The organism is Streptomyces sp. AN091965, from assembly GCF_022698285.1.
Lineage (GTDB): Bacteria > Actinomycetota > Actinomycetes > Streptomycetales > Streptomycetaceae > Streptomyces.
Genome location: NZ_JALDMY010000001.1, coordinates 5712381 through 5735405, shown reverse-complemented (window position 1 = coordinate 5735405; position 23025 = coordinate 5712381). Strand labels below are relative to the sequence as shown.

24 protein-coding genes are annotated in these 23025 nt (G+C 74.0%); 11 read left to right on the top strand and 13 right to left on the bottom strand.

Annotated elements, in window-relative coordinates:
* Nucleotides 1-10: 10 nt before the first annotated feature.
* Nucleotides 11-397 (bottom strand): winged helix-turn-helix transcriptional regulator, encoded by a 387-nt coding sequence (locus tag MQV74_RS24365; protein WP_242721063.1) that lies wholly within the window; start codon nt 395-397, stop codon nt 11-13.
* A 102-nt stretch (nt 398-499) separates the two neighbouring features.
* Between MQV74_RS24365 and MQV74_RS24360 the strand changes: the two genes are divergently transcribed.
* Both MQV74_RS24360 and rarD read left to right on the top strand, forming a co-directional pair.
* On the top strand, nt 500-1360 hold the full coding sequence (locus tag MQV74_RS24360) for an SDR family oxidoreductase (RefSeq protein ID WP_242721061.1): 861 nt from the start codon (nt 500-502) through the stop codon (nt 1358-1360).
* Between the two features lie 209 nt (nt 1361-1569).
* Nucleotides 1570-2490 carry an EamA family transporter RarD gene (gene rarD / locus MQV74_RS24355; protein WP_242729082.1) on the top strand — a complete coding sequence of 307 codons (921 nt, stop codon included), beginning with the start codon at nt 1570-1572 and terminating at the stop codon, nt 2488-2490.
* Here rarD and MQV74_RS24350 read toward each other — a convergent pair.
* Nucleotides 2444-3310: an NmrA family NAD(P)-binding protein gene (locus MQV74_RS24350; RefSeq protein WP_242721058.1), complete on the bottom strand. Its 867-nt coding sequence runs from the start codon at nt 3308-3310 to the stop codon at nt 2444-2446. The two genes, rarD and MQV74_RS24350, sit on opposite strands and share 47 nt — an antisense overlap.
* A gap of 101 nt (nt 3311-3411) precedes the next feature.
* Between MQV74_RS24350 and MQV74_RS24345 the strand changes: the two genes are divergently transcribed.
* Nucleotides 3412-4272 carry an AraC family transcriptional regulator gene (locus tag MQV74_RS24345; protein WP_242721055.1) on the top strand — a complete coding sequence of 287 codons (861 nt, stop codon included), beginning with the start codon at nt 3412-3414 and terminating at the stop codon, nt 4270-4272.
* Here the strand turns inward: MQV74_RS24345 and MQV74_RS24340 are convergent.
* Nucleotides 4209-5675 (bottom strand): MFS transporter, encoded by a 1467-nt coding sequence (locus tag MQV74_RS24340; RefSeq protein WP_242721052.1) that lies wholly within the window; start codon nt 5673-5675, stop codon nt 4209-4211. The genes MQV74_RS24345 and MQV74_RS24340 overlap by 64 nt on opposite strands.
* Before the next feature lie 89 nt (nt 5676-5764).
* Between MQV74_RS24340 and MQV74_RS24335 the strand changes: the two genes are divergently transcribed.
* Together MQV74_RS24335 and MQV74_RS24330 are read left to right on the top strand one after the other, a co-directional pair.
* The gene (locus tag MQV74_RS24335) at nt 5765-6274 is read left to right on the top strand and encodes a winged helix-turn-helix transcriptional regulator (protein WP_242721049.1); all 510 of its coding nucleotides are present in this window, start codon (nt 5765-5767) and stop codon (nt 6272-6274) included.
* An 8-nt stretch (nt 6275-6282) separates the two neighbouring features.
* Nucleotides 6283-6477, top strand: coding sequence for a VOC family protein (locus MQV74_RS24330; protein ID WP_242721046.1), 195 nt, complete (start codon nt 6283-6285; stop codon nt 6475-6477).
* A 9-nt stretch (nt 6478-6486) separates the two neighbouring features.
* Here the strand turns inward: MQV74_RS24330 and MQV74_RS24325 are convergent, their stop codons facing one another.
* Nucleotides 6487-6873, bottom strand: a complete 387-nt coding sequence (locus MQV74_RS24325; RefSeq protein WP_242729080.1) for a cupin domain-containing protein — start codon at nt 6871-6873, stop codon at nt 6487-6489.
* Between the two features lie 288 nt (nt 6874-7161).
* On the opposite strand from MQV74_RS24325, the gene MQV74_RS24320 reads away from it, so the two are divergent.
* On the top strand, nt 7162-8103 hold the full coding sequence (locus MQV74_RS24320; protein ID WP_242721043.1) for a helix-turn-helix domain-containing protein: 942 nt from the start codon (nt 7162-7164) through the stop codon (nt 8101-8103).
* A 629-nt stretch (nt 8104-8732) separates the two neighbouring features.
* Here the strand turns inward: MQV74_RS24320 and MQV74_RS24315 are convergent.
* Nucleotides 8733-9620, bottom strand: a complete 888-nt coding sequence (locus tag MQV74_RS24315; protein ID WP_242721040.1) for a TIGR03619 family F420-dependent LLM class oxidoreductase — start codon at nt 9618-9620, stop codon at nt 8733-8735.
* A 135-nt stretch (nt 9621-9755) separates the two neighbouring features.
* Between MQV74_RS24315 and MQV74_RS24310 the strand changes: the two genes are divergently transcribed.
* The 4 genes from MQV74_RS24310 to MQV74_RS24295 all read left to right on the top strand — a co-directional run bounded on the left by MQV74_RS24310 (nt 9756) and on the right by MQV74_RS24295 (nt 13846).
* Nucleotides 9756-10466, top strand: a complete 711-nt coding sequence (locus tag MQV74_RS24310) for a hemerythrin domain-containing protein (RefSeq protein WP_242721037.1) — start codon at nt 9756-9758, stop codon at nt 10464-10466.
* Between the two features lie 94 nt (nt 10467-10560).
* Nucleotides 10561-12006, top strand: a complete 1446-nt coding sequence (locus MQV74_RS24305; protein WP_242721034.1) for a hypothetical protein — start codon at nt 10561-10563, stop codon at nt 12004-12006.
* Between the two features lie 209 nt (nt 12007-12215).
* The gene (locus tag MQV74_RS24300; protein WP_242721030.1) at nt 12216-13169 is read left to right on the top strand and encodes a M28 family metallopeptidase; all 954 of its coding nucleotides are present in this window, start codon (nt 12216-12218) and stop codon (nt 13167-13169) included.
* An 80-nt stretch (nt 13170-13249) separates the two neighbouring features.
* On the top strand, nt 13250-13846 hold the full coding sequence (locus MQV74_RS24295) for a flavodoxin family protein (RefSeq protein WP_242721027.1): 597 nt from the start codon (nt 13250-13252) through the stop codon (nt 13844-13846).
* 55 nt (nt 13847-13901) lie between these two features.
* On the opposite strand, the gene MQV74_RS24290 is transcribed toward MQV74_RS24295, so the two are convergent.
* The 7 genes from MQV74_RS24290 to MQV74_RS24260 form a co-directional block, all read right to left on the bottom strand.
* Nucleotides 13902-14870 carry an ABC transporter permease gene (locus MQV74_RS24290; protein ID WP_242721024.1) on the bottom strand — a complete coding sequence of 323 codons (969 nt, stop codon included), beginning with the start codon at nt 14868-14870 and terminating at the stop codon, nt 13902-13904.
* Complete coding sequence (locus MQV74_RS24285) at nt 14857-15789, bottom strand: ABC transporter ATP-binding protein (protein WP_242721022.1); 933 nt, start codon at nt 15787-15789, stop codon at nt 14857-14859. Before MQV74_RS24285 ends, MQV74_RS24290 begins: the two co-directional genes overlap by 14 nt.
* On the bottom strand, nt 15786-15935 hold the full coding sequence (locus MQV74_RS24280) for a hypothetical protein (protein WP_242721019.1): 150 nt from the start codon (nt 15933-15935) through the stop codon (nt 15786-15788). Before MQV74_RS24280 ends, MQV74_RS24285 begins: the two co-directional genes overlap by 4 nt.
* A gap of 207 nt (nt 15936-16142) precedes the next feature.
* Complete coding sequence (locus MQV74_RS24275) at nt 16143-17357, bottom strand: LolA family protein (RefSeq protein ID WP_242721016.1); 1215 nt, start codon at nt 17355-17357, stop codon at nt 16143-16145.
* A 344-nt stretch (nt 17358-17701) separates the two neighbouring features.
* Nucleotides 17702-18643 (bottom strand): CHRD domain-containing protein, encoded by a 942-nt coding sequence (locus MQV74_RS24270; RefSeq protein ID WP_242721013.1) that lies wholly within the window; start codon nt 18641-18643, stop codon nt 17702-17704.
* A 141-nt stretch (nt 18644-18784) separates the two neighbouring features.
* Entirely contained in the window at nt 18785-19795 is a 1011-nt protein-coding gene (locus MQV74_RS24265; protein ID WP_242721010.1) for a polyprenyl synthetase family protein, read from the bottom strand.
* A gap of 353 nt (nt 19796-20148) precedes the next feature.
* Entirely contained in the window at nt 20149-20994 is an 846-nt protein-coding gene (locus MQV74_RS24260) for an HAD family hydrolase (RefSeq protein WP_242721007.1), read from the bottom strand.
* A gap of 438 nt (nt 20995-21432) precedes the next feature.
* Between MQV74_RS24260 and MQV74_RS24255 the strand changes: the two genes are divergently transcribed.
* Nucleotides 21433-21726, top strand: a complete 294-nt coding sequence (locus MQV74_RS24255) for a hypothetical protein (protein WP_242721004.1) — start codon at nt 21433-21435, stop codon at nt 21724-21726.
* A 72-nt stretch (nt 21727-21798) separates the two neighbouring features.
* Here the strand turns inward: MQV74_RS24255 and MQV74_RS24250 are convergent, their stop codons facing one another.
* Entirely contained in the window at nt 21799-23001 is a 1203-nt protein-coding gene (locus MQV74_RS24250) for an FAD-dependent oxidoreductase (RefSeq protein WP_242721001.1), read from the bottom strand.
* Nucleotides 23002-23025: the final 24 nt, after the last annotated feature.

Here is a 23025-nt window from a genome sequence, read left to right as displayed (position 1 = left end):
TCCTGACCCTTCAGGACCGGGCCTCGTCGTACTTCTCGCGCGCCTTCAGTACGTCGTCCATGCGCCGGTCCGTCCAGGCGGCGAGGGCCCTGACCTGCTCGGCGGCCTCGCGCCCCAGGCCGGTGAGGGAGTAGTCGACGTGCGGCGGGATGACCGGCCTGGCCTCGCGGAGCACCAGGCCGTCGCGCTCCAGGGTCTGGAGGGTCTGGGCCAGCATCTTCTCGCTGACGGTCCTGCCGGTCCTGCTGACCTCGCGGCGCAGCTCGCTGAAGCGGTACGAGCGCTCCGCGAGCGCGATCAGGACGAGGACGCCCCAGCGGCTCGTGACGTGCTCCAGGACCAGGCGGTGGGGGCACAGCTGCTCGGCGTCCGGGGTCCCCTGATTGCTTACGGCCATGCCAGTACCTTACTTCAAAGTGGGTACTTACGGATGGTTAGTGCCCTAGCTAGGGTGAGTGCCATACCTCATCCCAACAGGACGTACAGGGAGCAATCACCCATGAGCATCGTCGTCACCGGAGCCACCGGACACCTCGGCCGCCTCGTCGTCGAGGGGCTGCTCGACGCGGGCGTCCCCGCCGACCGGGTCGTGGCCGTCGTACGGAACAAGGAGAAGGCCGCCGGCCTCGCCGCGCGCGGCATCGAACTGCGGATCGCGGACTACAGCGCGCCCGAGACCCTCGCGGGCGCCTTCGCGGCGGGCGACAAGGTCCTGCTCGTGTCCGGCAGCGAGATAGGCCGCCGGGTGCCGCAGCACCGGGCCGTCATCGACGCGGCGCGGGCCGCCGGGGTCGCGCACCTGGTGTACACGGGCGTCCTCGGCGGGCCCGACGCCGACTTCGACCTCGCCGCCGAGCACAAGGAGACCGAGCGGGCGGTGCTCGAATCGGGCCTTCCGTACACGTTCCTGCGCAACGGCTGGTACCACGAGAACTACACCGAGCACCTCGCCCCCGTCCTGGAGCACGGGGCCGTCGTCGGCAGCGCCGGGCCCTCGGGCCGCGTCGCCTCCGCCGCCCGCGCCGACTACGCCGCCGCGGCCGTCGCCGTCCTGACCGGCGAGGGCCACGAGGGGCGCGCGTACGAGCTGAGCGGGGACGTGGCGTGGAGCTTCCCCGAGTACGCGGCGCAGGTCGCGGAGGTGTCCGGCAAGGACGTGACGTACGCCGAGGTGTCGCCCGCGGAGCATCTGGCGGTGCTGACCGGGGCGGGGCTGCCGGAGCCCATCGCCGCGGTGCTCGTGGACGTGGACGCGGCGATCAGGCGCGGGCTGCTGGCCGGGACCAGCGGGGACCTCGCCCGGCTGATCGGGCGGCCCACCACTCCGCTCGCCACGGCTGTTGCTGCCGCCCTGGCCTGATCGTCTCGTCTGTGGCCGCCGGCCGGTGGGCACAGCGGGGGCGGGGGGTGTCATGACCGTATTCCGATACGGGCATGACAGGCGGGTGTCACGGGCGCTACCTTCGGGATGCAGCGTGGGGCTGCCGGTACGGAGGAGGAACTGTGGGACCTGCGCAGGCGAAGGGGGAAGCCCGCACAGGCCTCCTGAACGGCATCGCCGCCTACGGCATGTGGGGCCTCGTGCCCCTCTTCTGGCCGCTCCTCAAGCCCGCGGGCGCGGGCGAGATCCTGGCCCACCGCATGGCCTGGTCCCTCGTGGTCGTCGCCGTCGCGCTGCTCTTCGTACGCCGCTGGGCCTGGGCCGGTGAACTGCTCCGCCAGCCCCGCAAACTGGGCCTCGTCGCCATCGCCGCGTCCGTCATCACCATCAACTGGGGCATCTACATCTGGGCCGTGAACACCGGCCACGTCGTCGAGGCCTCCCTCGGCTACTTCATCAACCCCCTGGTCACCATCGCGATCGGCGTCCTGCTGCTGGGCGAGCGGCTGCGGCCCGTGCAGTGGGCCGCCGTCGCCGTGGGCCTGGCCGCCGTGCTCGTCCTCGCCATCGGCTACGGCAGGCCGCCGTGGATCTCGCTCTGCCTGGCCTTCACCTTCGCGACGTACGGCCTGGTGAAGAAGAAGGTCAACCTCGGCGGCCTGGAGTCCCTGGCCGCCGAGACCGCCGTGCAGTTCCTGCCCGCCGTCGCCTATCTGGTGTGGCTCGGCACCCAGGGCGACCTCGTGTTCGGCACGGAGGGCGCCGGGCACGCCGCGCTCCTCGCCGCGACCGGTGTGGTGACGGCGGCGCCGCTGGTCTGCTTCGGCGCCGCCGCGATCCGCGTGCCGCTGTCCACGCTGGGGCTGCTGCAGTACCTGGCGCCCGTGTTCCAGTTCCTGCTCGGCATCCTGTACTTCCACGAGGAGATGCCGCCGGAGCGGTGGGCCGGGTTCGCCCTGGTGTGGCTGGCGCTCGCGCTGCTGACCTTCGACGCGTTCCGCTTCGCGCGGCGCAACGCGGCCCGGGCCGCCGCCGCGCGGCAGGCCGTCCCGCCTCCCGCCGTCAGGCCCACGCACCCCGCGCCGCCGCCGACTTCACGTACGCGCTGAAGTCCCTCGGCGCCCGGCCCAGTACGTCCTGGACGCCCGTCGCGAGCGGCGAGAGGTGGCCCTCGGCCGTGAACGTGAAGACGGCGGCCAGTTCGCGCGCCAGCGGCTCGGGGACCTCCGTCGCACGGAGCTCCGTCAGGAACTGCTCCTCCGTGACCGCCTCGAAGCGCATCGGGCGGCCCGACGCCGCCGCGATCTCCGCGACCGCGTCCGCGTAGCTGAGGGCGCGCGGCCCCGAGAGGTCGTACACACGGTGGGTGTGGCCCTCCTCGGTGAGCAGCGCGGCCGCGACCTCCGCGATGTCCTCGACGTCGACGAACGGCTCGACGACGTCGCCGACCGGCAGGGCGAGGCGGCCCGCGAGCAGCGGCGCGTGGGCGAAGTCCTCGTCGAAGTTCTGCGCGAAGTTGTTGGCGCGGATCACCGTCCAGTCGACGTCCGTCTCCCGGACCACGCGGTCCGCCCGGGCCATGCCCGCGAGGAAGGACTCGCCGGACACCTCGACGCCGCGCCCGGACAGGACCACGAAGCGGCGCACGCCCGCCGCCACGGCCTGGGCCACGAAGTCGGTGACGGGCTCCGGCTCCTCCGGCGCGACCAGGTAGAGGGCGGACACGCCGTCCAGTGCCGCCGACCAAGTAGAGCGTTCGTTCCAGTCGAAACGGGTCTCGCCGGAGCGGGAGGCCGCCCGCACGGTGTGGCCCGCCGCACGCAGCCGGGGCACGAGCCGGCGCCCGGTCTTGCCGGTGGCGCCGAGCACGAGGATCAGATCGTCGGTACGCGGTGTCGTCTGAGGCGCTGTCTGGGGTGTCGTCGTCATGCGTCCAGCCAACCCCCGTGCCGCTCCTGGAGACATGGGCGTCCGTCTCGACCCCATAGGCATCCGTCCAACCGACCCGGACGCCCGTCTACGGTGGGGGCATGGACGCTCTGGGGGATCTGCTGCGCGGCATCCGCGCGGACGGCGCGCTGTTCGCTCGTACGGTGCTGCGCGGGGCGTGGGAGCCGGAGCGGACGGAGCCCGCCGCGCTGACCCTGGTCATGGTGTTGCGGGGGCAGGCACACGTCACGGGACCGGGCGGGACGCGCACCCTGGGGCCGGGCTGCGCCGCCGTGTGCACCTCGGGCCCGTTCGGCGTCGCCGCCACGGGCGACGCGGAGACCGAGCTGGTCACCGGCACCTACCAGTGGGACGGCAGTGGCGGGCGGCGGCTGCTCAGCGCGCTGCCGCCGGTGCTCGTGGTGCCCGGCGGCGAGGAGTGTCTGGCCATCATCGGCCTGATCGCGGACGAGGTGGCGACCGACCGGGCGGGGCGCCAGTACGTGATGGACCGGATGCTCGACTGGCTGCTCGCCTGCACCTTGCGGGAGTGGTTCGACCTGCCCGAGTCCTGCCCGCCCGCCTGGTACCGGGCGCTGGGCGACGACGTGGTGGGCCCGGCCCTGCGCGCCATGCACGAGGAGCCGGGCCGGGCCTGGACGGTGGCGGCGCTGGCCGCGCGCGCCCGGGTCTCGCGCGCGGCCTTCGCCCGCCACTTCACCGATCTCGTCGGGCGGCCGCCGATGGCGTACCTCACCGAGTGGCGCATGACGCTGGCCGCCGAGCTGCTCGCCGAGCCGGGTGCGACGGTGGCGTCCGTGGCCGGACGGGTCGGATACGCCGACGGGTTCGGCTTCAGCGACGCCTTCAAGCGGATCCGCGGGATCACCCCGAGCGGTCACCGCGCGTCGCTGCTCACGGGCAGGGCGGCGGCGGGCTCCTCGCTCCGGGCCGCGGGCTGACCCGGCCGCCCACCGCGCACCACCCCGGCCAGGGCGACGGCCACGCCCACCAGAGCGAGGGCCACCGGCACCACGAGGGCCGCGCGGAAGGCGTCGAGCGAGTGCCCGGTCCCGTCCGCGCCGCCGTGGCCCCCGGCGACGAGCCCGTACACGGCCGTCACGCCCGAGACCCCGATCGCCGCCCCGAACTGCGTGGCGGTGTGCAGGATTCCGCCCGCGAGGCCCTGCTCCCGCGCGGCGACGCCGTCGGTCGCCGCGATCATCAGCGGCCCGTACGCGAGGGCGAAGGACGTGCCCGCGATGAGCAGCGTCGGGAACATCGCCGCGTACGTCCAGTCCATGCCGACCGGCAGGAAGAGCGCGTACGCGAGGGCCGCGAGCAGGAAGCCGCCGAGGATCACGCGGGCGTGGCCGTAGCGGTTCACCAGGCGGGGCGTGAGGGTCGGCGCGAGCACCACGTCGCAGCCCATCACGACGAGGGCGACCGCCGTCTGCCACGACGACCAGCCGCGCAGCTCCTGCAAGTACAGCGTGAGCACGAACTGGAAGCCCATGAAGGCGCCGAGGAACAGCAGCGCGCCGAGCCCGGCCCGCACCACCGTGCCGGTGCGGAAGATGTCGAGGCGCACGAGCGGCACGGCCGCGCGGCGCTCGATGCCGACGAACGCGGCGATGAGCAGCAGCCCGCCGAGGGCCGCGCCGAGCGTCAACGGCCAGCCGTCGAGGCCGTGTTCGAGCCGTACGACGCCGTAGGCGAGCAGCAGCATGGCGCCCGCGGCCGCCGCCGCGCCCGGCAGGTCGAAGCCGCCCGAGCGCAGGGTCGCCGACGCCTTCGCCGCGGGCGCGTCGGCCGCGGGCACCAGCCGGACGGCGGCGGCGAGGATCGCGGCGGCGAGGACGACCGGGGCGAAGAACACCCACTGCCAGCCGAGTTCGGTGAGCAGTCCGCCGATGACCAGGCCGAGCGAGAAGCCGCCCGCCGAGGTGCCCGCGAACACGAGCAGCGCCTTGTTGCGCTCGGGGCCCTCCGCGTAGGAGGTGGTGATGATGGACATCGCGGCGGGCGTCATGAACGCGGCGGCCACACCGGTCACGAACCGGGCCACGATCAGCATCCAGCCCTCGGTCGCGAGGCCGCCCAGCCCGGAGAAGACCAGGAAGACGCCGAGCCAGGTCAGGAACATCCGGCGCCTGCCGAGCAGATCGGCCGCGCGGCCGCCGAGCAGCGTGAAGCCCGCGTAGCCGAGGACGTACGAGCTGATCACCCAGGCCGCGGTGGCCGTCGACAGGTCGAGGTCGGACCTGATCGTGGGGATCGCGATGGCGAGCATCGCGATGTCGGCACCCTCCAGGAAGATCGTGCCGCAGAGGACGAGCAGCAGTGCCCACGCACGGGCGCCCATGGTGACTCCTCGATTCAACCCGTTGGTTACCCAACTGATGGCCGGTTCCTTCTTGTAACCGTGGACAGCGTGCGGCAGCATCGACGGGTATGGAAGAAGGCACTTTGAAGTCACCGAGTAACTCCGGAGGCACCGTGCCCCACGGCGCGGCCCAGGAGTACGGGAACGGGCTGGACTACGGGGACGCCGACCCCTTCCAGTGGGACACCCGCGAGGACTGCCAGGTGCGGCAGATCCTCGACCGGATCGCCGACAAGTGGTCACTCCTGGTGATCGCGCTCCTCGACCAGCGCCGACTGCGCTTCACCGAGCTGCGGCGCGAGATCGACGGCATCAGCCAGCGGATGCTCACCGTCACCCTGCGTCAGCTGGAGCGCGACGGCCTCGTGCGGCGCACGGTCCACCCGGTGGTGCCGCCCCGCGTCGAGTACGAGCTGACGCCGCTGGGCGGCACCCTGCACCACACCATCCAGTCCCTGGTCACCTGGACCGAGGAACACCAGAACGAGATCGCGGCGGCGCGGTCGTCGTACGACGCGCGGGCGAACGACGCCGGGGCGGGCGCGGGGGCCGACCCCGGCCCGGGGGCGGGCGCTTGAATGGCCGCATGACCCTGCACTGGAAGCTCGTCATCGACGCGCACGACCCGCACGCCCAGGCCGCCTTCTGGGCCGAGGCGCTCGGCTACGTGGTCGCCCGCCTGGAGACGCTGGGCGCGGCCGTGCAGCGGCGGGTGCGGGCCGCGGGCGGCGCGTGGACGCTGATGACGGACCCGGAGGGGAACGAGTTCTGCGTCCAGTGAGGGCTGACGCTAGGCGTTGAGGGCGTGACCGGTGGTCACGTCCACGTGGTCGGGGACCTCGTCGTGGCGGTCCCCGACCGTCAGCGTGCCCGTGGGCTCGAAGAGCAGGATCCGGGTGCCGGGGCGCGCGGTCGGCTTGTGCTCGGTGCCGCGCGGGACGGTGAAGACCGACCCCTTGGGCAGGGTCACCGTGCGCTCCCCCGCGGGCTCGCGCAGGGCGATCTCCAACTCCCCCTCCACGACGAGGAAGAACTCGTCGGTGTCATCGTGCACGTGCCACACGTGCTCGCCCTCGACCTTCGTGACGCGCACGTCGTAGTCGTTGACGTGCGTGACGATACGGGGGCTCCAGTGCTCGTCGAAGGCAGCGAAGGCCTGGTCGAGAGCGATCGGCATACGCCTCTGAACTGCGCTTTCCATGGTCATGAGGCCATCGTGACCCTTGGCGCGCGCGACCACGAGTGCTAGAAATCGCATATGGCGCAACAAAACTCGCGGGGGCCCGGGGGCGGGCCGGGGACCGGGGCGTGGGGTGGGGCCGAAGCCCGGCGGGCGGGGGCCGAAGCCGGGCTGTCGGGAGCCGGGGCCGGACGGCCGGGGGCCGAAGCCGCACGGCCGGGGGCCGGGGGCGGGCGGCCCGGGGGCGGGGGCGGGCGGCCCGGGGGCGGGGCGGGGCATCGGGTCGTGGTCATCGTTGATGAGAACTCCAATCCCTTCGAACTCGGGTGCGTCACCGAGATCTTCGGCCTCCAGCGGCCCGAACTCGGCCGCCCGCGGCCCGCCCTGTACGGCTTCGCGCTGTGCTCGCCCGAGCCTCGCACCCTCATGCGGGACGGCTTCTTCACGCTCACCGGGGTGGCCGGGATCGAGGCCGCCGACACCGCCGACACGCTGATCGTGCCCAACCGGCCCGACACCGAGGTGCCGCGCCGCCCCGCCGTCCTGGACGCCGTACGGCGCGCGCACGCGCGCGGGGCCCGGCTCGTCGGCTTCTGCAGCGGCGCGTTCACGCTCGCCGAAGCCGGGGTCCTCGACGGGCGCCGCGCCACCGCGCACTGGCAGTGGGCCGACGACTTCCGGGCCCGCTTCCCCGCCGTCCGGCTCGAACCCGACGTCCTCTTCGTCGACGACGGCGACATCCTCACCGCCGCGGGCAGCGCCGCCGCGCTCGACCTCGGCCTGCACATCGTGCGCCGCGACTTCGGCGCGGAGGTCGCCGTGTCCGTGTCCCGGCGGCTCGTCTTCGCCGCCCACCGCGACGGCGGACAGCGGCAGTTCGTGGAACGGCCCGTCCCCGACGTCCCCGACGAGTCCCTCGCGCCGCTCCTCGCCTGGGCCCAGGAGCGGCTCGACGAACCCCTCACCGTGGGCGGGCTCGCCGCGCGGGCCGCCGTCAGTCCCGCCACGCTGCACCGGCGGTTCCGGGCGCAGTTGGGTACGACGCCGCTGGCCTGGCTGAACGGGGAGCGGGTGGGGCTCGCGTGCCGGCTCATCGAGCGCGGGGAGGAACGGCTCGACGTCGTGGCCCGGCGCAGTGGGCTCGGCTCCGCGGCCAACCTCCGCGCGCGGCTGCGCCGGGCCACGGGGCTCAGCCCCTCCGCGTACCGCCGCCGCTTCGGCCCCTGACGGGTAGGTTTCCCGCTCCCCGGCGCGGCCCCGGCTTCGCCGGGCGGGGGCCGAGGCGTGGCACCGTGGCCGACGCCCCCCGCTACCGCGGCGGGTCTCTCCCACCCACCCACCCGTCACACCCGGCTTCGCCCGACCGGCCCCGACGCGGGGCGCCGCGGGTGCGTGATCGGCTGACACCGCCCCTGCGGGGCGGGGGTGGCGGGCGGGTCCACGCCTGCCGGGGCGCGGGGTCGGTGCGAAGGCAGCGCTTCGCTGGGCCCGGGCGGGGGCGGCGGGCGGGTCCACGCCGCGCGGAGGAGCGGAGCTGGTGCGGGGGTGGGCCCCGCTGGGCCCGCGCGGGGGCGTGGGGCCGGTGCGAGGGGCGAGCCTCGCTGGGCCCGGGCGGGGGCGGTGGGTGGGGCCACCCCGCGCGGGGCGCCGCGCCCCCCGCTGTGGGCAATCGTCCCGCAGGGCGAGTGGGGCATCCCCTGCTCGACCGAAGCCGAGAGCTCGGGGAAGGGAGGGCACAGCCCCAGGTGCCGCCCAGCCGTTGGGCAGGGGGGCACCCGGGCCCCGCCCGGCAAAACGGGCCGAGCCGAGCGCGGCGGGCCCCGGCTGGGGCGGAGGCCGAGCCCCGGGCGGCGGGGTCAGCCCGCGCGGAGCAGGTCCAGTACCCGGGCGCCCAGGTCCAGCGCCGCCCCCGGCTCCCGTACACACTGCTGAAGGTCCACGAAACACCCCTCGACCTCGGCCCCCCGGACCCCGCGCAGCACCCCCGCGATCTCCTCCGCCGAAGCCCCCGGCTTCGGGTTGTGGCGGATCTCGCGGCGCAGCGCGCCGGGGTCGCGCCCGGCGGCCTCCGCGGCGCCGCGGGCGATGGACCACAGGCCCGCCAGCGCCTCGGGCGGCAGCGTGACCCCGACCCAGCCGGCGGCACGGCGGCCGACGCGGGCCATCGCGGCGGGGCTGAAGCCGCCCAAGTACACCGGAGGACCGGCCTGCTGGACGGGCCGGAGGCCGACGTAGGAGCGGGGGATCCGCCAGTGCGGCCCCTCGTGCTCGAAGGTCTCCTCGGTCCAGATGCCCTCCAGGACGTCCAGGATCTCGTCGAGGCGCGCCCCCCGCTTGCCGAAGTCCGCGTTCACGGCCGTGTACTCGTCGCGCAGCCAGCCGATGCCGAGCCCCGCGTCGAGGCGGCCCCCGCTGACGCGGTCGAGCGTGGTCAGGGTGCGGGCGAGCAGCAGCGGCGGGTACCAGGGGGCGTTGAGGGTGCTGGTGCCGAGCCGGACCCGGGTGGTCGCCGCGGCGGCGACGGTGAGGACCGTCAGGGGGTCCATGAAGGTCTTGTACTCGGGCGGGTACGGGTTGTCCGGGGTGTGACCGGGGTACAGATCGCTGGGCGCGACCGGCGTGAGCGAGCGGTCCCCGACCCACAGCGAGTCGAACCCGGCGGCCTCCGCGTCCCGGGCGAACGGCGCGATGGACTCTTCCCGGGCGTGGGTGCCGTACTGCGGCAGGGCGATACCTATGTGCATGGGCCCATCCTGCGTGCGGGGGCGGCCCCGGACCGCGTAGCTCCACGTGTGACCCGCGCCACCCGAGCCCGTGGAGGGCCCGGTCGTTCAACGGCTGTTGACCGGTTCTGTACCTGCCTCCTCCACAGTCTCTCCATGACCAACCACGCCCTGGCCCCCGCACCCGACCTGACCGGCATCCGCCTCGCCCACCGCGCGATCACCGGCGACATCGCGCGCCTGGCCGCGCTGGTCGAGGGCATCGCCGCGTCCGGCCGCCCGGTGACCGGCGCGTGGGCCCTCTCCATCGCCACGTACGTGCACCGCTACAACGTCGGCGTCCGGCACCACCACGACAACGAGGACGCCGTCCTGTGGCCGGTGATCGCCGCCGCCGTCGAACAGGCCCTGACGGACGGCTCCTTCGTGGAGGGCCTCTCCCCCGAAGGCGTCGCCGACCTCGCCTCGCTCACCGAGGACCACACCGCCCTCGACCGGCTCCAGGACGCCTGCGACTGGGCGGCCACGCTGTTCGGCGAGGATCCCGCGCGGCACGCCCGCCGTCTCGCCGACGCGCTCGCCGTGCAGCACGCGGCCCTCGCGGGGCACATCGCGGCTGAGGAGCGGGAGCTGTTCCCGGTCATCACGCGGCACGTCGGCGCCGAGGACTACGCCGCCGCCGAGGCCAGGATCCGCGCGGCCACGCCCGTCGAGCACGCGCCGTGGCTGCGGGCCTGGCTGATGTCGTGGGCCACGGCCGACGACCTGCGCGCCCTCGCCCCGCGCGGCGGCACGTCGCCCGTGGCCGACACGGTGTTCCGGGCCTACGCCGAGCACGAGGTGGAGGTCTTCGGCCCGGTCTCCTGACGGCCCGGGAGAGCGCCACGTTCACGACAGCGCGGGCCACGCCCGGCGGCAGGCGTACTCCCGCCGTAATGCCCGTATTCCTTACGGTTGTCGGGTGGCGCTCGACTTGCGGAAACAGGAAGCGCGACGCTCCACGCGTCGCGACCGCGAACAGCGTGCTCACCGGCTTCTGCTCGCCGTCTGCGCGCTGTTCGCCCTCACCTCGCTCGCCCTCGTCCCGCTCGGGCTGCGGCTCGGCTGGGACGAGCTCGTCTACGCGAGCCGCTTCGGCCCGTTCGCGGGCCCGGGCGCCGGGGTGCCCTTCAGCGCGCCCCGCACCCGGGGCGTACCGCTGCTCCTCGCGCCCGTCGCCACCTGGAGCGACTCGGCCGTGCTGCTGCGCGCCTGGCTGACGCTCCTGGCGAGCGCCGCGCTCTACCTCGGCTTCCGCCCCTGGGTGCGGGCCGCGCCGGACCGCCCCGAGGCCGCTCCGGTGGCCGCGGGCCTGTACGGCAGCCTGTGGATCACCCTGTTCTACGCGAACGCCGCCATGCCGAACCACTACACCGCCATGGGCGCCACCGGTGCCGTCGGGCTCTACCTGCACCGCCGTCCCACGGCGGGCGCCTGCGCGGGCGTCGCGGGCGGCCTCGCCCTCGCCACCCTGATGCGGCCGAACGACGGGGCCGCCGTCGCCGGGCCGCTGCTGCTCGCCACGGCCCTGGTGCCGAGGTGGCGCTCGGGCGCCCGCGCGGCCGCGGCCCTCACCGGCTTCGCGGCGGGCTTCCTGCCCTGGGCGATCGAGGCGTACGTTCGCTTCGGTGGCGTCCGCGAACGGCTCAGCTCCGCGAGCGAGGTGCAGGGCGGGCTGCGGCTCACCGACTCCGCGCTGCACCTGTTCACCGCCCTTGACGGGCCGCTGCTCTGCCGCCCGTGCTCCGGCGACGGGGTGCGGCCGACCGCCCTGGGGTGGTGGCTGCTGCTCGCCGTCCTGGTGCCGCTCGGCCTGTGGTCGGTGCGCGGGCTGCGGCGCACGGCCGCCGGGGGTCTGCTGGCCGTGGCCGTCGCGGTCTCGGCCGCACTGCCGTACGTGCTCGTGGTGCCCTACACCGCACCGAGGTTCCTGCTGCCCACGCACGCGCTGCTCGCCGTGCCCGCCGCCTTCGGGGTGCTCGCGACGGCCCGTGCGGCGCGGCGCGCGCGGCTGCGGAAGGCGGCGGTGGGCGCCTTCGCCCTGGCCCTCGCGGCCCATCTAGCCGCGCAGCTCACCCTGGCCTCCTCCACCTACCGCATCCAGGAGTCCGCGAGGCGCGACTGGGTGCGGGTCGCCGCCGTCCTGCACGAGCGGGGCGTACGGCCGCCCTGTCTCCTCGGCGGCAACACGTCGGTGATTCCGCTTGCCTATGCCGCGGGCTGCGAGCCCTCGCCCCGCGGTGCCGAACGCCGCCCCACCGCCCTGGTCATGCGGGAAGCGCCGCCGCCGGCCTGGGCCCGGTCCTGGACCCGGGCACCGGTTCCGGATACATACGCGCCCGGCTGGGTCGTGTACGTGCGGCCCTGAGACGGCCGGCCCTGCCGCGCCCCCGCGGATCCGCCCACACGCGTACGAAGAGCGCACGGTATGCGGAACTACGCGTCCGGATCCCGCTCTTGACGTGAACTCAACACGCCTCCACCATCGGGCACTCCAGGCTCATTCGACGTTCAACTCGGGATGTGAGCCCCGGGAATCCACCCGGAATTCACCACACAGAAGCCGGAGCCCCCCACATGAGACTCTCCGCTCCCGGACGCACCGCGACCGCGGCCGCCATAGCCGTCGCCGCGCTCCTGACGACCAGCGCGATATCCACCGCGGCCACCGGGACGACGGCGCCGACGCGCGCCGCCGCCCCCGACATCCCGGTGGCCAACGTCAAGGCGCACCTCTCGCAGCTGCAGTCCATCGCCTCCGCCAACGGCGGCAACCGCGCGCACGGCAGCGCGGGCTACAAGGCCTCGATCGACTACATCAAGGGCAAGCTGGACGCCGCCGGATACACCACGACCGTCCAGCAGTTCACGTCCAGCGGCCGGACCGGCTACAACCTGATCGCCGACTGGCCCGGCGGCGACCCCAACCAGGTCATCATGTCGGGCTCGCACCTCGACAGCGTCAGCCGCGGCGCGGGCATCAACGACAACGGCTCGGGCTCGTCGGCCGTCCTGGAGACGGCGCTCGCCGTGTCCCGTGAGCAGTACAAGCCCACCAAGCACCTGCGGTTCGCCTGGTGGGGCGCGGAGGAGCTGGGCCTCGTCGGCTCCTCGTACCACGTGCGGAACCTGCCCGCCGCGGAGCGCACGAAGATCAAGGGCTATCTGAACTTCGACATGATCGGCTCGCCGAACCCCGGCTACTTCGTCTACGACGACGACCCCACCATCGAGCGGACCTTCAAGACCTACTACTCGGGCCTGAACATCGGCACCGAGCCGGAGCGCGAGGGCGACGGCCGCTCCGACCACACCCCGTTCAAGAACGCGGGCGTCCCGGTCGGCGGCATCTTCACCGGCGCGAGCACCGCCAAGACCTCGGCCCAGGCCCAGAAGTGGGGCGGCACCGCGGGCCAGGCCTTCGACCGCTGCTACCACTCGTCGTGCGACACCACGGCGAACATCAACAACACGGCGCTGGACCGCAACAGCGACGCGATCGCCTACGCGGTATGGGGCCTGTCGCAGTAAGCCGATCATCCCTGGACGGAGATCCTTGCGTGTGCATATAGTGCACGCGCAAGGATCCGCCGCACCGCCCAGGGAGCGTCATGACCCGGAAATTCCTGTTCGTCCTCGGCAGCGCCCGTCCCGACGGCAACACCGAGATCCTGGCCCGCAAGGCCGCCGAGCAGCTCCCCCCGGACGTCGAGCAGCGCTGGCTCAGCCTGGCCGACCACCAGGTCCCCGACCTGGAGGACCTGCGCCACCACCCGTCGTACGGCCGCGCCCGCCCGCTGCCCGTCGGCGACAACGAGGCGCTGCTCCTGGAGGCCACCCTCGACGCCACGGACATCGTCATCGTGTCGCCGCTGTACTGGTACTCGGTCTCGGCCTCCGTCAAGCGCTACCTCGACTACTGGGACGCCTGGCTTGAGGTCCCGGAGCTCGGCTTCCAGGACGCCATGAAGAGCCGCACCCTGTGGGGCGTGACGGCGCTCGCGCACCGCGAACAGGAGGTGGCGGAGCCGCTGATCGGCACGCTGCGCTACTCGGCGGCGTACTTCCCGATGCGCTTCGGCGGCGTCCTGCTCGGCAACGGCACCCGGCCCGGCCAGGTGCTCGACGACACCGAGGCGCTGACCCGCGCCAAGACGTTCTTCGCCCAGGAGCCGCCGCTCGCGCGCTACCCGTACGACACCGAGTGACCGGTGGCCGTCAGCTCGGTGCCCGCCCGCTCGGCGGCCGTCAGCCCGGAGGCCGTCAGCTCGCGATGTCCTTCGCCCCGAAACGCGCCCACGCCGCCGAGCCGAACACACCCGCGTACAGCGCCTGAAGGCCGAGGTTCCGCACCAGGTCGTCCCAGTAGACCGGGTCGCGCATGAGGTCCGCGAAGGACAGCCAGTAGTGCGGGAACAAGTACGGGTGGACCGCGTGCAGCTGCGGGATCTGGTCGACGATCTGGACGGTGATGAGCAGGCCCACCGTCGTCGCCATCGCGGCGATGCCACTGCCCGTCAGCGTCGACACGAAGAGCCCGAGCGCCGCCACGCCGATCAGTGAGGCGGCGACGACGAGCGCGATGAGCAGCGCGCGCAGCAGCCCGTCGGCGAAGCCGATGCGCGTCCCGGAGATCGTCGTGACCTCTCCGAGCGGGAACAGCAGGGCGCCGACCGCGAGCGCCGACGCGGCCACGACCAGAGTCGCGACCACGCAGAAGACCAGCATGGTCGCGTACTTGGCGAGCAGCAGCCGGGTGCGGCCCGCGGGCGCCACCAGGAGATAGCGCAGCGTGCCCGCGCTGGCCTCGCCCGCGATCGCGTCGCCCGCGACGACGCCGACCGCCATCGGCAGGAAGAACGGCAGCGTCGCGGCGAGCGCTGTGAAGACCAGGAACAGGCCGTTGTTGGTGACCTGCGCGATGAACGCGGGACCCTCGCCGTCCGGGCCGCCCGCGCCGACCGAACCGCCGTCGCTGGTCTCGATCTTCACGGCGATGCCCACGAGGATCGGCACGGCGGCCAGGACGGCGAGCAGCGCGAGGGTGCGCCAGCGCCGGAACGTCACGGACAGCTCGCTGCGGAACAGACCGAGGCTCCACAGGAGGCTCGGTGTGCGGGGCGCGCCGCCGCCCGCCTTCTCCGCGGAGCCCTTGCCCGTCACACCCGTCTCGTCTCTCACGCCCGCCTCGCCTGTCATGCCGGCCCCTGGTGTCACTTCAGCCCGCGACATCGAATCCCTCTCCCGTCAGCGCCACGAACGCGTCCTCCAGGGAGGCCCGTTCGACGCCGAAGCCGCGGACGCGGACGCCCGCGCCGACCAGCGCGGCGGTCACGTCGGCGAGGTCCGGCACGCGGTCCGGGCCCGGCGGCTCGCCCGTCACGCGGTCCTCCTCCACGACGACGTCCGCGACGCCCTGCTCCTTCAGGACCCGGGCGGCGTCGGCGGTGTCCGGTGTCGTCACGACGAGCCGCCCCCGCGCGCCCGCGGCGAGCTCGGCCACCGGGCCCTGGGTGATCAGACGGCCCTGTGCCATCACCGCGGCGTGCGTGCACACCTGCTCGATCTCGTCGAGCAGGTGGGAGGAGAGGAAGACCGTCGTGCCGTCGGACGCCAGCTCCCGCACCAGGGAGCGGATCTCCCGCATGCCCTGCGGGTCGAGGCCGTTCGTCGGCTCGTCGAGCACCAGCAGCTCGCGCGGCTGGAGCAGCGCCGTGGCCAGGCCCAGGCGCTGCTTCATCCCGAGCGAGTACGCCTTGGCCTTCTTGCCCGCGGCGGCGGTCAGGCCGACCCGGTCGAGCGCGGCCTCGGCGCGGGCGCGGCGGGTGCGGGGGTCGGCCGTCGGATCGGCGGCGTCGTACCGGCGGAGGTTCTCGCGGCCGGAGAGGAAGCCGTAGAGGGCGGGGCCCTCGATGAGCGCGCCCACGCGCGGGAGCACGGTGCGCTGGGCGCGCGGCATGGGGCGGCCGAGCACCGAAGCCCGGCCTGACGTCGGCTCGATCAGGCCCATCAGCATGCGGATGGTCGTGGTCTTGCCCGAGCCGTTGGGCCCGAGGAAGCCGAAGACGCTGCCGCGGGGCACGACGAGGCTCAGCCTGTCCACGGCGACGTGTTTGCCGTACCGCTTCGTCAGCGCGGAGGTCTCGATCACGCTGTCCCCGCGCGCGCGGTCACCACGTGCACGGTCTTCACGTGCGCCGCCTCCGCTTGCACGGTCTCCGCGTGCGCGGTCGCCATGTGCACGGTCTCCGCGTGCACCGTCCTCGCGTGCGCCGTCCCCGCGTGCATGTTCTTCACGTGCACTGTCCCCGCGTGCACGGTCACCGCGTGCGCTGTCGCGCGAGTCCCCGTCGGTGCTCGGCACCCGTTCCTCCTGTCGTCCGGCCGGCGGCCGGTGGTCGTGCTGGTCCCGCCGTCGCCGGTAGGGGGCCGGGGCCGAGCGCCGTCGCGGCGGGCCGGGGGGGTGCCCCGGCCCGCCGCCCGGTCGCCCGTCGGCGCCCCGCGCTAGCGGTTCGCCGCCTCGACCAGCGCGTCCTTCGTCACCGCGCCCACGTACACCTTGCCGTCGTCGGTGATCAGGGCGTTGATCAGCCGGGTCTTGAAGACCGTGCCCGAGCCGAACTTGCCGCTGACCTTGTCCCCGAGGGAGTCCAGGAACCGCTGGGCGTCCGCCGGTACGTCGGCGGAGCCCGACGTGGGCAGGCCCTGGCCGCCGGGCAGTTCCAGCTCGGCGACGGACGTCCAGCCCTCGCCGATCACGTTGACCGCGGGCTCCGCGCCCTTGAAGTCGCCGGACCCGTGCTTGCCCGCCCTGCCGTCCTCCTCGGTGACCTTCGTGCCCTTCGCGGGCTTGAAGTCGAAGGTGGACGCGGACGGCTCGGCGAAGTCGACCTTCGTGAAGCCGACGTCGACGACCGCCGCGCCGCCGCTCGCCGGGGTGAGCGTGAACTTCAGCGGCGTGCCCGTCTTCGCGTCGACCGCGATGGTGATCCGGCCGACCGTGGTGCCCGCGTCCTTCGGCTTGAGCACCAGGCGGTACGCGTCGCGGCCCGCGACCTTCGCGCTGCCGTCGACCTTCACCGACGTCGTCTTGTCGGCCGCCTTCAGGGCCTGGCGCGCGAACTCCTTGGGCGTGGCCGGGACGTCCTTCGGCAGGTCGCCCTTCTTGCCGGACCGGTCACCGGACTTGCCGGTGTCCTTGGTGTGGTACGCCTCGTTCGTCGCGCTGTCGTACGCCCATACGTCGTCGCCGTTGTGGATCACGCTGTACTCGGCGGCGTCGTCCAGGACGGAGACCTTCTGCTTGTCGGGGCCGTCCGCCGCGACGCGCAGCGTGTGCGAGCCGGACGCCAGCTCCATCAGCTTGGCCGCCGGGTCGGCGGCCGAGCCCTCGTCGTCCTCGCCGCCCCCGCCACCGGCGCCGCCCGGCGCGAACGCGCCGGCGCCACCGCCGAACGACGGCAGGCCCAGATCCGTGTTGATCTTCACGGTGCCGGACAGCTGCTCGGTGTCCGACGCGGCGATCTTCTCGATGAGTTCCTGTGCGGTCAGCTTGGGCAGGTCCGGGTCGCCGCCGGACGCGAGCGCCGGGACCAGCCCGATGGTCGCCGCCGCCACCCCCGCCACCGCGACCGGGACGAGGTAGCGCGCCGCCTTGCGGCGGCCCGCGCTCAGCTCCTCGGCGTCGGTCGTGCCCTGCTCCGGTTCGTACGGTGCCATTGTGTGCCTTACCTCCGTGGTCGGCGGCGGCTTTCCGTTTCGTAGACGCGCTCGTCCACCCCGCGCCGCCATTCTCACCCGAATTGGTCAGGAGTGGTGGTCCCTGTTCGCCTTTCGACGGTCTCCATCCGACCAAATCGGCCAGCGGGAAGCGTCAGACCCCGGGAGCAACTCCGCGTACTGCTACGGGATGACAAAAAGGGGCGGCGCCTCCCCCGTCCCGTAAGGGGAGGCGCCGCCCCGGAGGTGACGACCGGCCCGCCGGGGGGCTGCCGGGCCGGTCGTCCGCACAGTGGTTCGGTGGGCCGCGCGCGCCGCCGGAGCGGGCGCGCGGGCTTGCCCGGTCAGCGCTGGACGAACACGTAGTCCGCCGCGTACGGCACGGAGGCGATCGCGCCGGGCCTGCACGCGCCCGCGGGCTGGACGCCACCCACCGTGTTCAGGCGCAGGATCTCGACGGTGTGCGCGAGGAGGCCGGTGTGCCGCCCGGCCTGCTCGGCCATGAGGTCGAGCTCGGGGATGTTCTTCGCGCCGTTCGGCGTCTTGGAGAGCAGCCGGCCGGTGACGGCGCTGCGGTCCGGGGCCCGCCAGCGCGGCGTACCGGAGTTCGGGGCGACGAAGTCGTGCGCGATGCGGCCGCCGAGCGTCGCGCGCACGTCGCGCTGCGCGAAGGCGTACGTCCCGTCCGGGCGCTCGGCGCACTGGTAGATCTGCTCGCCCTTGACGACCGGGGCCTGGAAGCCGCGGGCGGCACCGGCGGTGACCCGGTGGAGCTGGCCCCGGACGGCTCCGCCCGGGAACTGGGCGGTGTGCAGGTTGGCGTAGAAGGCGGTCGGCTTCGTCTTCAGGCGCTTGAGCAGGGCCGGGTCGCGCACCGTGACCGTGCCGGTGACCCGCCGGTGCTCGGCGTCGGCCAGGAGCCCGGTGAAGTCGACCTTGACGCCCCCGTTCGTTCCCTTCCCGCCCTGGTGGATGTGGAGGGCGGTGGGCCTGGCCGTGCCGCGCCACGTGGCGGTGACAGTGACCTTGTCGCCCTTGATCCGGACGAACTGGAGCGCGGCGCCGTCCTTGTCGCCGACGGCGGGGCCGCCGGGCACGGGCACCTCGTTGGCGCCGTTCAGGCTCGCCACGAGGAGGGCGCCGCCGGTAGCAGTGCCGGTGCCGGTGGCGTCCCTCGCCGTCGCGGGGAGCACGGCCGCGCCCAGGGCGCCGGCAGTGGCCACCGCGACCCCGGAGGCGAGCAGCGCCCGGCGGCGGTTCTTCGCATACGCAGTGAAAGCGCCCATGGCGTGAAATCTCCCCGTTCCGCAGCCAACGCCCCCTGCGTCGGCTTCCGGGCATGAGTACGGAACGGATCTGAGCCTGGACTCAATCCAGGCTCAGCCAATTGATGTGACACGCACCACAGGGACGGCAGGCCCGGAGGGTCACCCCGCCCGGTGCACCACCAGGTCGCAGAGCTCGACGAGGGCCGCCTTGGCGTCCCCCTCCGCCAGCGGCGCCAGCGTGGCGCGCGCCTCCTGCGCGTACCGCACGGTGTCCCGCCGCGCCTGCTCGAGCGCGGGGTGGGCGCGCAGCAGCGAGAGCGCCTCGGCGTGCCGGGCGTCGTCCGTGAGGTCGGAGTCGAGCAGCTCGCTCAGCGCGACGTCCTCCGCGAGCCCGAGCCGCTCCACCCGCTCGCGCAGCCGCAGCACCGGCAGCGTGGGGATGCCCTCGCGCAGGTCCGTGCCGGGCGTCTTGCCGGACTCGGTGGAGTCGGACGCGATGTCGAGCACGTCGTCGGCGAGCTGGAAGGCGACCCCGAGCCGCTCCCCGTACTGGGTCAGGACGTCCACGACCGTCTCGTCCGCGCCGGACATCATCGCGCCGAAGCGGCCCGCCACGGCGATCAGCGAGCCGGTCTTGCCGCCGATGACGTCCAGGTAGTGCTCGACCGGGTCGCGCCCGTCACGCGGCCCCGCCGTCTCCAGGATCTGCCCGGTGACGAGGCGCTCGAAGGCCTCGGCCTGGATGCGTACGGCCTCGGGGCCGAGGTCGGCCAGGATGTGCGAGGCGCGCGCGAAGAGGAAGTCGCCGGTGAGGACGGCCACGGAGTTGCCCCAGCGCTGGTTGGCGCTGGGCACGCCACGGCGCACATCGGCCTCGTCCATCACGTCGTCGTGGTAGAGCGTCGCGAGGTGCGTGAGCTCCACGACCACGGCGGACGGCACGATGCCGGGCGCGTAGGGATCGCCGAACTGGGCCGCCAGCATCACCAGGAGTGGCCGAAAACGTTTGCCCCCCGCGCGGACGAGGTGCTGCGCCGCCTCGGTGATGAACGGCACTTCGCTCTTGGTGGCCTCGAGCAGGCCCTCCTCGACAGCCGCCAATCCGGCCTGGACATCGGCTTCGAGAGCCTGGTCCCGCACGCTCAGCCCGAAGGGCCCGACGACGGTCACGAGGGGTTCTCCTGTCTGCTGACGATCACAAGTCGATCACTCGGTCGATCACTCGTCGATGACACGGTTTGTCGATGTGTCGCTGCCATCACTCAAGTCAGCGTATCCGGTCGCCTTTCGATCACAGCGAGCACCTGCCCGACCAGAGGGGGCCAGCCTGCCCGATAGACATGAAATGACCGCTTTGCCACCCGACGGGCGATGCGCCCCACATGCCGAGCACCCTCCTCGCGGCCGTCGCCGCCGGGCGGCGGCGCAGCCCGCGACGGGGCCGCACGACGGGGCCGCGACAGCCCGCGCCGCCGGGCCACGCTGAGTGATCCGGCGGCCACCCAGCACCCTCCCGGGCGGCCTCAGGTGCGCCGTCCGCCACCCACCGCTTTCCGGCCATCGGCACTCAGCATCCGCTCCAGGACCACGGCGATCCCGTCCTCCTCGTTGGACAGCGTCAATTCGTCCGCCACCGCCTTCAGTTCGTGGTGGGCGTTGGCCATCGCCACGCCGTGCGCCGCCCAGACGAACATCGGGATGTCGTTCGGCATGTCACCGAACGCGATCGTGTCGGCCGCCCGCAGGCCGAGCCGCTCCGCCGCGAGGGCGAGCCCGGTCGCCTTGGTGACCCCGCAGGGCTGGAGTTCCACCGTGCCGGGCCCGGACATCGTCACCGTCGCGAGCGAGCCCACGACTCCCCGGGCGACCTGGGCCAACTCGTCGTCCGCCAGCGTGGGGTGCCGCAGGAGCACCTTGCTGATCGGCTCCTCCCAGAGCACGTCACGGCCGGGCACCCGCATCGCGGGCAGCGTCGGGTGCGGCATCTCGTACCCGGGCTCGATCAGGGTCAGGCCCTCGGCCCCGTCCTGGTCGACCGCCGCGAAGACCTGGCCGACCTCCGCCTCGATCTTGCCGAGCGCCACCTCCGCGAGCTCCCGGTCCAGGGTCACCGACCACACCATGCGGTCGGCCCCGGCGTCGTACAGCTGCGCGCCCTGCCCGCACACGGCGAGCCCGTCGTACCCGAGGTCGTCGAAGAGCGGGCGCACGCGGGGCGCGGGGCGTCCGGTGACGACGAGGTGCCGCGCTCCGCCCTCGCTCGCGGCGGCCAGCGCCCGGCGGGAGCGGTCGGAGACCGTGTCGTCGCCGCGCAGCAGCGTTCCGTCCAGGTCAGTAGCGATGAGGGAATATGCGAGGGGAGCGGCCATGATCCGAAGAATACGGATCCGAGCCCGGCCGGTAAGCCGTGTGACAGGACCTGTGACGCTTTGGGTGCGCCCGGCGCACTCCCGGCATGCACCAGGTCGTGCGGCCAACGTCCCCTGCCCGTACGCGCCGGGGGCGCAGAAGCGCGCCGGGCGTGACCGCCCGCTCCCGGTTCACCGGAACGAGGCGGGCCGTACGGCGGCCGCGGCGACGGGGGTGCCGGTTCGCCCCGCGTCCCGCCGTCCGTCCCGGGCGCCCCGGGCCGCCGCCGGACGCCCGTGCGCACACCCGCGCGCCCTGCCCTCGAACTCCCCTGTGAACGCGGGGCCTTCGCCGTGCCTCACGAGCGCTCCGCCGGAGCTCGCGCAGGTGACGGAACCTGTCGGCGCCCGGCCACGTCACACGACAGGACCGGCACGACCCGAGAAGCAAGGAACGACATGGCCCTCCCGCAGCACCGCAAGCTCGCCCTCACCACCGCGACCGCCCTCGCCCTGCTCACCGCGGGCCTCGCCTGGCAGGCCTCGGCCGCGGACGGCGGCGGGCGCCCGGCCTCGCCCGGGGCGGGGGCGAAGTCGGACACCGTGCGCAGCGAGCGCGCCGAGCACGGGCCGGGCGCGGCCGGGGACTACTGGACGCCGGAGCGCATGCGCGCCGCCGAGCCCGCGCCGATGCCGACAGCGCCCCTTGAGGGGCGCGGGGAACTGCGCGATCAGCCACAGCGGACCCGCTGACGACGACGGCCCCCCTCTCGCGGCCCCCCTCTCGCGGCGGCCGACCGGCGCGACGGCCGGTCGACGCGGCCCTCAGCCGTACGCGGCCGCCAGGTGCCGGGCCAATCGCGGCGACGCGAACTCCGTGCCGCACACGAACCGCATCACGGGCCCGTACGACGACCCGGCCAGCATGCCCGTGAAGTACAGGCCCGGGACCGAGGACGCATAGCCCTCGCCGAGCCGGGGCGTGCCGCGGCTGACCGCCATGCCGGCGCGCAGGCCGTGCCCGAGGAAGCTGAGGGCGGCAAGGTCGACGCGGTAGCCCGTGGCGGCGATGACGTGGTCGGCGGTGAGCTCCCGCGTGCGGCCGCCGAGCGACTCCACGGTGAGGAGGGGCCGGCCGTCGTGGACCTCGGCCCGCACCACGCGCCGCATCTCCCGGGCATCGACCCGCGCCTGGAACCGCTCGCGCAGCCACCAGGCGCCGAGCGGCCCGAGGACCCGGCGGACGAGGAAGTGCCGGGCCTGCGGCGGGAGATGGCGGTACAGCTCGGCGTGGTAGCTCAGCGCGTACAGCGACCAGGCGCGGCCGAAGGGCGACTCCGGGCGCATCCTGGGCTGCTGCCACGGGGGCGCGCCGAAGCCGATGGCGCCCCTGCCGCGGGCCACGAGCCGGACCCGGGCGCCCGCCTCGGCGGCGAGCACGGCCGTCTCCAGGGCGGACTGGCCCGCGCCGACGACGAGCAGGTCGGTGTCCGCGTACCGCGACAGGTCGTGGTGCTGGGAGCTGTGCGAGAAGGGGCCCGCGGGCGAGGGCCCGTCGGGCACGGCGGCGGCCAGGGCGGGCGGGAGCTGCGCGAGGCCCGTCAGACCGCTGGCGACGACGACCGCGGGGGCCGTGAACTGCTCCCCCGAGTCGAGCTTGAGCTCGAACCCGCCGCGCTCACCGCGCTCGACGGACACCACCCGCACCCGCTCCAGGCCGGGCACGAGCTTCTCCTGGAACCACTGTCCGTACCGGACGAACGTGTCGGCCGGGATGATGTCCTCGTCCGTGACCAGGCGCGGGATGCCCGCCGCCGCGCAGTAGTCGGTGAGGGTGTGGCCCGGCTGCGGGGCGTCGATGGTCGACGCCGCCGGGGTCGACTTCAGGAGCATTCCCGCGGGCATGTGGGAACGCCAGCTGACCATGGGGTCGCCGAAGACGCGGACGCGGACGCCCCGCGCGCGGAGATGAGCTGCGGCGGACAGGCCGTAGGGGCCTGCCCCGATGACTGCTACTGGTTGCTTCACGAAGTCCCTCCCCAGGACATCGCA